Annotated in this window: 7 protein-coding genes; 1 reads left to right on the top strand and 6 read right to left on the bottom strand. The window is 29.5% G+C overall.

The features are described 5' to 3' along the window. Positions 1-16: 16 nt before the first annotated feature. Complete coding sequence (locus tag SCLAR_RS03685; RefSeq protein ID WP_100254586.1) at positions 17-3,769, bottom strand: protein translocase SecDF, variant type; 3,753 nt, start codon at positions 3,767-3,769, stop codon at positions 17-19. Beyond that, a complete protein-coding gene (locus SCLAR_RS03690; RefSeq protein ID WP_100254587.1) occupies positions 3,770-4,048 on the bottom strand; it encodes a hypothetical protein in 279 nt (92 codons plus the stop codon). It abuts the gene before it with no gap. A gap of 162 nt (positions 4,049-4,210) precedes the next feature. Here SCLAR_RS03690 and SCLAR_RS03695 point away from each other — a divergent pair, with 162 nt between their 5' ends. Next, positions 4,211-5,611 (top strand): DDE-type integrase/transposase/recombinase, encoded by a 1,401-nt coding sequence (locus SCLAR_RS03695; protein ID WP_100254164.1) that lies wholly within the window; start codon positions 4,211-4,213, stop codon positions 5,609-5,611. A gap of 123 nt (positions 5,612-5,734) precedes the next feature. Here SCLAR_RS03695 and SCLAR_RS03700 read toward each other — a convergent pair whose 3' ends face one another. The 4 genes from SCLAR_RS03700 to SCLAR_RS03715 form a co-directional block, all read right to left on the bottom strand. Then, a complete protein-coding gene (locus SCLAR_RS03700) occupies positions 5,735-7,423 on the bottom strand; it encodes a YitT family ABC transporter (protein ID WP_100254588.1) in 1,689 nt (562 codons plus the stop codon). 87 nt (positions 7,424-7,510) lie between these two features. After that, positions 7,511-7,858, bottom strand: coding sequence for a hypothetical protein (locus tag SCLAR_RS03705; RefSeq protein ID WP_100254589.1), 348 nt, complete (start codon positions 7,856-7,858; stop codon positions 7,511-7,513). A gap of 122 nt (positions 7,859-7,980) precedes the next feature. Then, entirely contained in the window at positions 7,981-9,519 is a 1,539-nt protein-coding gene (fib, locus tag SCLAR_RS03710) for a cytoskeletal motor fibril protein Fib (RefSeq protein WP_100254590.1), read from the bottom strand. A gap of 341 nt (positions 9,520-9,860) precedes the next feature. Next, positions 9,861-11,870, bottom strand: coding sequence for a lipoprotein (locus tag SCLAR_RS03715; RefSeq protein WP_100254591.1), 2,010 nt, complete (start codon positions 11,868-11,870; stop codon positions 9,861-9,863). Positions 11,871-12,039: the final 169 nt, after the last annotated feature.

Here is a 12,039-nt window from a genome sequence, read left to right on the forward strand (position 1 = left end):
TTAATCCTTTAATCAACTAGTCGTTGATCCCTTCAATAATTTGTTCTTCACGACTCACTTTTAAGTTATTGATAAAGTGCTTACGGCTTAAGTGGTTTCTAATTCTAATTTGTTCTAAGGCCATTCAAATTGGTAAACAAATTAGCAACATTACTGCAATTGAGGCCACAACTGCAATTACTATTGCAATTCCGATTGTAGCAATTGGTGTAAAGGCAATTAAGAACAACACTGCAAAGGCAATATAAATTAAACCTACAAGAATTGAACGTTTTAAACCATATTTAAAGGTTTGCACCATAACTTCTTTCAAGTAGTTATTTTTACGAGAAACTCGATTAATTTGAATCTTAGTTTCACGTTTTTTATCTTTATAACTTAATCATTTTTCATGTTTGTATTTTTTAAAATCATTTTTAATTTTAACAATATCTTCTTTGGTTAAGTTATCTGCTTTTAAGGCAACTTTTTTCTCAGTTTTTTGTACAAAGATTTCATCACGAATCATTCTTTTTAGATTCTTTAATTCAGCAGATAAACTAATTTCTTCTTTGAAGAATTGTTTTAGACTATTTTCATCTTTTGTAGCAATCAAGGAGCGCGACTTCCCAAACACACTCATCATTGATGTGACCATTACCAACATACTAATTGAAATAGCCACAAGTACTCCTACTCCAAAACTCAAGTGTAAGGCAATAACTGCAGCAAGTGTAATTGCTGGTACTAAGACAATTCCAATTACCATAGCAATATAATATGTTCACTTAAATCTAATTAGGATGTAAATTAACATAACTAGGACAATTGATAATAATGCATATGAAATTTGCACTGACATTCTTAAGATTGTTGAAGCACGAATTTGTTTGGTAATGTATCCACCATTTTCACTAACAGCTTGTTCACGGTTTAAACCACCAACCACTGTAAATAGATTTCTAATTGCTTGTGATTGGGTTGAGTTAGTAGTCATTACAGCTAAGGTAACTCAAGGTACATCTTCGTCAGAAGTACTTCCAGATTGGAAAGTGAAACTTGAACCATGAGAAACAATAAATTTATGATTCTGATACTGACGACGAGTACTCATATTTGACAACTGTGCCACTTGGTTTACATAACTTGGGTTGTTAAATAAAATTGTTAAGAAACTTGAAACTGTATATTCAATGCTAATTTCTGAATTAGTTCCTGTACTTTGATTTGAAAGCAAGTCAACTAGTTCACTTCTTAAACTCTCATCAATATCAGTACGGTTAGGTACATTTTCAATGGCAGTATAAACTTGATCTAACTGGTTACCTCAAATTGTGTATTCTGTTCTATTACCAAAAGTATTATCATAATTTGGTCCAAATAGACCCCCAATTACTGCAGCAACTGCAGTTAGTGAAGCAATAACAATAGCAAAGATTTTTGAACCACGTTTAATTTGTTTTTCAACAACATTGGTTTTTACTTTGGCATTTGTTGATAGTAGAATTTCACTTTCAGCTTCAATGATTTCTTGAGTATCATCTGCTAAAATGAATTTTAATTCTTCAATCTTTAAATCCAATTTGAAAACCTTTTTTGGATGTTTGGTTTTTTTTGTTTCTAATTTTGTAATTTTTTTTGTAATTCTTGATTTATATTTTTCTGTTAATTTTAAGTTTTTAGCTTTAACTTTTTCATCAATTTTGCTAATTTTTTGTTCTATAACTGCAATTTTGTTAGTGACTACACTAATTTTTGCAGCATTTTTGCTTGTAGCATTATTTAAATTGTCTAACTTAACTCTTAGAGTTCTTAGTTTATAAGCTAATCAAGCATTATTTTGATTGGCAAAATCTGTGTTTAAGGCAAATAATGCTGCTTTATTTTCAAACATATTTGTAGCAATAACTAATTTATAAAGGATTAATCCAAACAATAAACCAATTACAAATGAGAAAGCAACTCCCATTAAGACTAGAATAGCAAATGATTGAATGGCATTAGTTGAAATTCAAAACATTGAAATTGCTGGAATAATCAAGGCCACTAACATATCTACTGCCAAAGTAATTGTTTCTTTCACGGCAATACTGTAACTCACCTTTGTATTTCTCTGCTTTAAGAAAATGTTAAACTTGGTTTGTTCAAAAATCATTGAAAAGATTTCTAGATTAATTGCTGTAATAATAAACACTGCGAAGATTGCTTCTGCACCTAAGGTTAAACTAAATCATGTTGAAGCCAGTAATGTGAGCATTGTAATTGCACTAATGATGGCAAGCATAATAATTCCCATAACTCTGTAAGCTATTAAAGCATAAATTAAGAGCGCTAAGACAAAACATAGTAGAAAGGCTGCAGAAACTCACAACATTATTGATGTAATTGTGGCTCCAATTGCTGAAATGTTATTAACTGTAAAAACAAAACCTCTGGTTGATGCATTGAAAATAGCGGCACCAATTCTTGCCTTTGACTCAGGCTGATTTGAATACTCAATAATTAATTTATTGTCTCTAATATATGAGTTTGCTAATAAAATGTTTCCATTAGTAGATCCTGCACTTTTAAAGATGGTTCCATCCATTAAAAAGTAACTTTGAATTTTTGTTTCCATTATTTTTGAATTTTGAGTTCAACTATTAATTGAATCACGCACAAATTTAACCATGAAAGTATTTATTCTTTCAAAAACATCACGAATTACACCTAATTCAATTTGAGAAACCCCACCAGAACCAGATAAGGCATTTCCATTAACATTCTGAGAATATTTTCCTCCAGCTGCAAAATCATCAGTTGTAGCATTGGGGTCATAAACATATTTTGAAGTATCTGAAACATATTCAAATCCATTATTTAAATAGTTGGTGAAGGTAGTAACAAATCCTTCACGATCTGATGCAATATTTAAAACATTGACATAACGGTATTGTTCAACATTACCTGTACTACGTTCTAAATATCTTCCAATAAATAGGTCATCAATAACTTTTTTTTGATTTTCATCTAGTTTATTATCACCAGCAGCATTATAACTAATTTTAAGTGTTCTAATTACATTGTCATAAAAACTTTCAACTCTTGTTCTTAGGTCATTGCCTGGGACTAAGTTATATCAGTTTCTTATGTCATTATAAAGTCCATCTGCATCAATCATAATTGTTGATGAAATTTCACTTTCACTTTCACCAAATAATGAAGTGAAAGTTTCACCATTTAAATCAAATTCAATAGCTGGATTTTTACCAGCATTGCTTGTGATAGAAGTTGATTTTGCTGAAGTGAAGTATTCATTAATACCTTTTCTAGTGTCATCAGTAAACTGCATGTCCTTTAGATCTTTATTAAGAATAATGGCTCCACCATTTCTTTGAATTTGGTTTTTAAATTCAGTTTCACTATTGTATGCATCAATTGGTGACAAAACTTTTAAATAGTTTGCCCCAGCAGTTTCAACAATAATTTGGTTTGTTCCCATTGGGTTTAAACGTTGCTCTAAAACTGAAGCAGCTTCACGAGCATCACCATTTGGTTGGTTATTTTGGCTTTCTTTGGCATCAGCACTAATATCACTAACTGCTACTAAAGCAGAATAATGTCCTTTAAAGTCACTCCCCAATTTGTAGTTTTCTGAAAAGTATTGAGTACTGAAAAATATTCCTGAAATTAATGCCCCTATCATTAATAAAATAGTGAATATGTTAAAAAAACGCTTAGCTTTAGGTTTAGACCTTTTGGGGTTATTTATGACATCTTTTTGTTGTGTGTTGTCAATCACTTCAACCACTTATCCTTCTAATATATATTTTAAATCATGTTCTAAAGTATCACTTGATTTATCAGTAACATCTTTTAAATTTAAGTACTCATAAATCCTATTGACTTTAATGTTCATAATCAAGAATGATGCATCATTAACATCCCTAATTTGGTTATTAATTAAGACTACATTCATCAAATAATTGTATAGATCATTGATTGTTGTAGGGGGAATTTCTCGTCTAATTTCTACAAGTTTTAGTTCCAGCAATTTCCCTACAATCTCTTTAAATATCTCTTTTTCCATACAACCACCATACTAGATAATTATACAAAAAATATGACTAAAATTTTAAAATATTTATTTATTTTTCATTAGGTTTCATTGTTATCAAAACAAAAAAGGACTAAATGTTATCAAAACAAAACTGGACTTTATTATAATAATAAAGGAAATCAGGGAATAAAAATGAAAAGAAATTATAGAGGTAAAAGACAAATGAAAACCAACAAACATATACAAGATATTATTAGGGAGGCTGCTTTATCCAGGGATAAAGCAGCCAAAAGAGAACTTTTGATAAAAAGTGGTGGTAGTAGATCATGGTTTTATGATGCCATTAAAAAATACAAAGAAATTGGTGAGGCCTTCTTTATCCACAAAAATAAAAACAATAAGCATGCTCAAAAGCGAACCCATATGCAAGCACTAGAGATTAGCAGGATTTTTAGGGATGAGTACTTAAACTGTAATTTTAGGGATTTTATGCGCTATTTAAAAGCAGATAAAAGATATGACTATCAGTGGGTGAGTTATTCATATATTTACAATATTTTAAGATCTAAAAATCATTGCTCAAAACTGGCACATAAAAAAACTATCAAATTGTTAGCAAAAGAAGAAGAGTTGAAAAATAGACCTCAAAGTCTACTGGTTCCCTCCTCAGCTACAGAAAGAGCAAAAGAAAATATCCATATTGCAAGGCCAAGAACCCAAAGGCGTGGTCATGTTGTTGAAGCTGATGCTACATTTTGAAGATTCAGTGATGAGGAGATTTGGGCATTGCATGGTTATATTGATGAGGCAAGTGGAGAGGTTTTAGGATTATATTTTGATCATCAAGAAACTACTGAAGGTTATTTCAATGCTTTGAAACCGGTCTTAAAAAATTATGGGACTTTTGAAGTGCTAAGAACTGACAAACGCAGAACTTTTTGGAGTGAAAAAAAAGAATCTTCGCCCGAAGATTCTCGAATTCAGTTTGCATTTGTAGCTAAAAACTTAGGTATTGACATCCAATCATCAATTTCACCACAATTCAAACCAAGGATTGAAAGGCTCTGAAAAACCATTAAAGGTACAATCACTACCTTTATGGAACAAAATAAAGTCACAAATATTAATGAGGCCAATCTAGTCTTACCAAAATTTGTTGAGTATTTAAATAATCATGTTGTAACCCTTCAAAAAGATTTTACTACAAATTCATTCAAAAAATTTGAGGGAGATCTAAATATTATTTTGGGACACAAATCAATTAGAGTGGTTGCAAGAGATCTAACTGTTACCTATGAAAAGAAAAAGTACTTTATATGCAATTTCACAACACCATTAAATATACCTAGACGAGAGATTATGATAATTCAATGTTGTGATGGTAACCTTATCGCATCACTTGGTGATAACTATTATAGTATGATTGAATTTGATAATGAAATGCTCTACAAATCAAAAGTTGTTCTTGAAAATGAAGGAGTGAAACCTGAAGATATGCCACAAAAAATTAAAAACAACTCTGTCTGAGCTCAATCAAACTTTATCTTTTTTAAGAAAAAATACTCAAGTTGATATAAAAAGCACTCCTATTAAACTAGCAATTTATTAAAAGTTGTATTAAAATTACTAAAAGTCCAAATTTGTTTTGATAGCTACAAAAATATTTATTTATTTTTCATTAGGTTTTTAACTTAAAGACTAGTTAAAAACAAATGTTTAGACTTGACTTGAATCTTGGTTATCAGATTTTTTTTGTTTCTTTCTAATTTTACGTTTGTGCTCTTTATTGTATTTAACAATAGCAATTTGACGAATTTTTTCAAGTTCTGCATCATCAGTCGAGACCTTTCTGTGAATAACATCCCTTTCATCATTGGTTTTAATTTCATAATTAAAAATACCCTTAACATCTTTGGTTTTTAAGATATTAATTTTAGCTTGTGGATCTGCTAAAAAGACATCTTTTTCAAGCAAATCCCAACTCATTACTGACATTGCTACCATCAACACTGAACGGTGCAAATAGTTTTTATTAATTCTGTTTGTAGCTTCTCAAGTTAAAATATCATTTTGAAAACCTTTATTTAGTAAAATTTTGTTAATCTCTTTTGGTTTATTTGTAGTAATTAAATAAGTTCTAGCTTTATATTTTGGATATAGTGTGTTAGTGGCAACAGCACTACATAACACTAAGGCAATTGAAGAAAATAATGATGGTCCAAAAATGTAGGCTAGTTTAATGCGAGCTACAATACTTAATGGTAAGACATCACCATACCCGTCTTTACAAACAAACTGGACCAAATACTGGTAGGCTTGAGTTTGATTAAAAGTGGTTGGAGCTGTATTAAAGTTATCTCAAATTGCTTGGATAACATCTCCATCTGGAATATTTGAATTAATACCTAAATTAAACAAAAATTGTGGGTCTCAATTTCCATTAATGTAAGCACGGTTTGCTTGAGCATATTCTAGCATTGATCTAACTAAGTCAAGATTATTTTTATCTAATCTTTTTAGAGCATCTTCAACACTTATGCTTTGTAAAATATTGACTTTTACATCTGGAGTAACCATTGAGACAGGTAAAATAGCAGTATTTAACACAATTACTAAAGCTAAAATGATAAAGTTAACATTTCGGTTTAAAGTCCCAATTGGTTTATTTTTAATGTTTGAAAAATACATAGTAAAGAAATCTGATCCTCCTGTTGAAGAACCAATTTTATACACTAAAGCATAAGCTGAACCAACTAGCACTCCTCCTAGGGTTCCAAAAATGAATAATCAAATTCCTGAATTTCATGACCCTTGAATACCACTTAGAAGTTTATAGTTAACAATGAAGTGAAAAGAATTTGGGTTTACTACTGGAATTAATTGTAAAATTTGGTCAAAAGCAATTTGTAAACCAATAAATAAAATAGTAGTATAAGTAAATTTTTTTCCCAACTTGATGTATCCAAAAATAAATAAGGGAATATTCATAGCAAAATAATAAATAAAGTAAAATGAACTTTGCATTTGAGTATTACTTTTGAATGTTCAAATAGCAAAAAACCTGGCTATGGCCCCAATCCCTGCTGGGAAGAGACCAACACGTCCAGTTGATGAAATAAAGTAGTCAAAAGCAATGGTTACTAAAAATGCTGCTAAGGTTAGTCAAGCTAAATCTCGTCAAAATTTAGTCTTAAAATATGTTTGTACTAACAAGATTTGTTCTCGACGAGACATAATTTTGTGTTCAATGTGAGACAAATCAATTTGATTTTTGTCTTTAATTAAGGCTTTTGCTACTTTTTTAATAGCTTTTTCTTCTTCTTTTGAACTAAACTCTTCATGAATTTGCTCAACAACTTCATCAAGTGCTTCAGTTTGTTCGGTTACTTTTGCTGTATCCTTCACTGCCCTGTTCCCCTATCTTTCAAATTATTAATATCCTTGTCTAGAAATAATTTATCACAAAAAAATAGTTGTTTGTTAAAAAACATTTTATTTCTCATATTCTTCTTTGTTTTTTTTGATTGTAGCACGTAATGCTTCAAAGGAATTACCTGCTCTTTTTTCTGCTTGTTTTTTTAAAATTGACTCACGTAAAACATCTGCATCATACATAGATTTGCCTTTTGCTTTAAGTTGCTTTTGTTTTTCAGTGTCATCATCGGGATCTGCTCATTTTGAAGCATTAACCTGGCTCATAGTTGCCTTGGCATGGTTAATGATACTTAATAAGCTCTTTGGTTCATTAGTTTTTTCAGTATTTGTTGGTTGTTTATCTTTTCGCAATGACATTAGTTCCTCAAATATTTGATCTACATTGTCTTGATTTTTTTTGCTCATATTTTCACCTACATATGATGATTATACACAAATTTAGCGATAAAAAAAGAAATGAAATGAAAAAACCCATTCAAGTACTGAATGGGTTAATTGTAAGATTTAATAAAATCAGTTCTAACTAATTAGAAGTGTGATTTTAAACGAATTGTAACTTTGAATGATCCAACTTTAATTGGGTCGTTGTCATTTCTAGTAATGTCAACCACTGTGTATTTTTTCTGATCTGCTTGTGAGTATCCGGAGAACACGATTGGTTGATTTGCTTTTGATTTTGTTGTAATAAAGATTGGTAGTTTAGTTGCTCCAATAGCTGGAATTTTTCCATAGATAATAATTTTTTCAAATGGAGATTCAACTTCTGCTAATTGTGCATTTAAGAATTTAATAAATTCATTTGCTACTAATTGTGAACCATGTTTTCTACTATCAACAAATTCATGAGTGTCATTGTTTGAAATGTAGAATACGATTGGTGCATCAATTGCTACCAATAAGTGTTTTTTATTTACAGTAGTTCCATCATAAGCATATGCTGATTTATCTTGTGATCTATCTGCAATTAATTTTGAAATATTTTTTGTTACATCTTCAATTGAGTAAATTTTTGCATTTTTTAAATCATATTTAGCTGATTTATTTCATAACAATTCATCGTCATTTACATGAATATTTTCTAAGAACATCATTTTACGCAATCATTTTTTAGGAGCATTTTTTCATTCATCCTCACCTAAAATAACTTTTGATGGTCCTTCTTCTTCAATTTTTGGTTTCATAACTTCAACAATATCTAATGCTTCTGGTTTTTGACCTTTTTTATCAATTAACATAACTGATGGTCCTAATCCTGAAATAATTGATACTGTATCTTTTTTGAATCTTTTTACTCAAGCGTCATGTTCTAATTCAAATAGTTCATTAATAATTTCTAATTCATCATGTGAATTTTTTGTGAAATCAATAATGTAATTTGATGACATTAAGTTTAATAATCTTGCTAATAAGTATTTTAAAGTATTTGTTGTTTCATAGATTTTAAATTTGTGTAATGGATCATTATCTCATGGAGATAAAGCATTGTTATACATAATTTTCATTGAAACAAAGTTTACGTTTGATTTTTTTGAAACTTGAGCAATTGCTCCTGCTTCAGTATCAATTACATCAATTGTTTGACCAAATTTGTCAACCATTTCTTTAAATTGTTTTGAATTGTAGATTAACATATCTGCAGTTCCAACAATTCCATCTGATACTCCTAATTTAAAGTTTTTAACTTTACTTACCAATTCTGTGTTGAATGAGAAAGCTTCAGGTTCATGCACGATTTGTCCATATTTAATATCTTTAAATGGTGTTAGATCTGCATCTCTATAAATAAATTTAGTTGACATAACAGTATCTGTTGTATCAAATTTGTCATTTGTTGATAAAGCTAAGTCTACATTGAATACAGTTTCTAAAGTTTTGTATTCTTCTAGTAAATAAGTAATTGCCATAGCAGCATTTGCTTTACCATAACCTATTGTTGCGATAATGAAGAATTTTCCTCTGTATTTAACATGTTGGATAACCATATTTCTTCATCAATATTTTTTAACAGTTTTAACTCCTAAACGGTCCTTAACTGTAAAGTAAGCGGTCGAAATAATTCCGATCATTCTCTGTCACCTCATATTTTCTGTTTTTTAACCTTTATCATCAAGCCTAAAATTAATAACTCAAGATAAAGACTACATTTATTATACTAAAAAAAATGGGCAAAAATCAACATTTTAAAATTAATTCTTTTTTTCAAAAAACAATCAGTAATTTAAAAAAAACTCTCAAATACTTTGAGAGTTTCTGGACTTAATAAATAATTTTTTAGTTATCAAGAACTGAAATTATAAATCTAATTAGTTCTAAAATATTTGTCAAGACAATATGCTTGGCATTTTTTGACAAACTTTGAAAATACAATTATTTATTATTTTGAAGATTTTAAAATATGTAAATTTTATTAAAAATCAATTGAGTTAATTACATATTTACCTTTTAATAATCCAAGTTTAATTTTATATAAACTTGTAACATTCCCGTCAGTGACACTATATGAATATATATTGTTACCAGTTTCTACAGTGGTGACTGAGATTTTTTGTAAATCTGCTATGACATCACTTTTAACTGCAGCTAATTTTTCTGTTTCTGCAGCTATATATTTTTGAAAAATATTGATAACTGAATTAATTCATTTACTATTACTTGTAATATTTACTAATTTTTCTAAAGCTGAACCTTTAATTATTTCTTGGTGGTCTTTATCATAACCAACAGTTGTAAAAAATTTTTCAGGATTATTTAAAGCGCTTGCTAAAACTTCATCCTTTTGACAAGCAGTAATAAAATCTTTAAAGGCATCAAAATTTATGATGGCTGGTTTACCACTCAAGTCATTAGCAATATCTGTAACAATGGTTTGAAAACTTTGATTTGTCAATGGAGTTAATTCTGAGTTGGTGACTTTCTCAAAACCAACTTCAGGTTTTGAGAACTTACTTGTTAAATCACTTATGGGTTGTTTTAACATATCTTTAATTGTGAAATTTAAAACCTTATTGTCATTTTCTCAAAGGTAATCCAATCAATCATTTTGAAATATTTGTCATTCTTCCCCATTTTTTATATCAATTTTAGTGATTAAGTCTTTTAAAAAATCAGGGAATTTATCTTTTTGTTTTGGTAACGCTCCAAAAATCATAGGTGCTATAATATTTGTTTGACCAACTCCTTTGTTAAGGATAATTCTAATTATTGAGTCTACATAGACAGGAAAACCCGCAGCCTCAAATTTAGATTGACCTGCAAGCTGTTCAGTTAGTTTTGTTAATATTGAAGTGTAACCCCAATCATTTTTTGATTTACTATGGTCACCAAAGGCATTTATTGACCCCTTGCTACTTAATAAAATGTTAATGATATTTTTAAAGACAGTAACTCCATCCTCATTATTTGCCATAAAACTCAAACTTTGAAATAACTTATTAACATCAAATTGATTTTTTGTTATATCAAATTGAGCAGCCTTATGCTTTTGCACAGTATCAACAGAAAGTATTGATCCAGTAATTTCTTCGCTACTAAATGTATTTAAGTAAACTAGCAATGTTCTAATAAAACGAATAATTTCAGCAACGGCTGGAATATCTTTGTTAATGTCAAACTTAATTTTAGTTTCACCCTTGATTAAACTATGAATATTTTTAGCTAAACTTGTCACTGCAGCTTCAATATTTGTGTCAATATCTGCACTTGTGGCATATGCAAATTCTTTATCTGAATTATTATTTGTTAAAAGATTCATAGCATTTGCCAAACCAATTATACTTGAATCAATAGCTTGACTATATGTCAACCCGGCATAAACATCAGCACTAAATGCTGTGGCAAGTTTTGCAAGATTGGTGGCATCCAAACTTGGTGCAAGTTGTTTTAAAGTGTCAGGAGACACTAGTTGAGAAATATCATCTCCACCAATTAATTGGATAGCTTGTGTTGCAGATTGCGGTGAAGCTAATAATGTTAATATTTTTGGCACTTGTGAAATAATAGTATCAAGTGTCTCATTACTTTTTGGTTTTAAACTAATTACTCCAGCAGTGTATGCTTCCCCACTAATTTTTGCCTCACTAATTAGGTTTTGAGTATCAATTTTTTCAGCAACTAGTTGTTTAAAATAAGTTTTGTCAGTACTAGTTGGTGCTGCATCTTGTAAATTCATATCAGCTATTTTAAAGTTACCAATAACTTCATTGAAGATGTCAGTTGAACTAACATGAACTTTTGATTTTGTTGTTCCATGTTGACTTAAAAATAATGCTTTACTGTATTCACTCATCATTTTTGCAACTAAAACTTTTGATGCACTTGCATCATTTTTGTTTGCTTCTTTTGGAGAACAAGCAACTACTCCAGCACTAGCAGACGCAGTTAGACTTAAAGCTCCCAAAAGCACTAATAATTTTTTCATTTTTTCATTCACTCTCTTTTTTTGTATATTTTAAGTACTAACTATTCATTTTATTTTAAGTTGAATTATTTATCTCACATCACAAAATAATTAATACATTAAAAATACAATAAGATTATAAAATAATTTAATAGCGATTTGTTTTGACAGGTAACCTTTTTCCGGACAC

The organism is Spiroplasma clarkii (assembly GCF_002795265.1).
Classification (GTDB): domain Bacteria; phylum Bacillota_I; class Bacilli_A; order Mycoplasmatales; family Mycoplasmataceae; genus Spiroplasma_A; species Spiroplasma_A clarkii.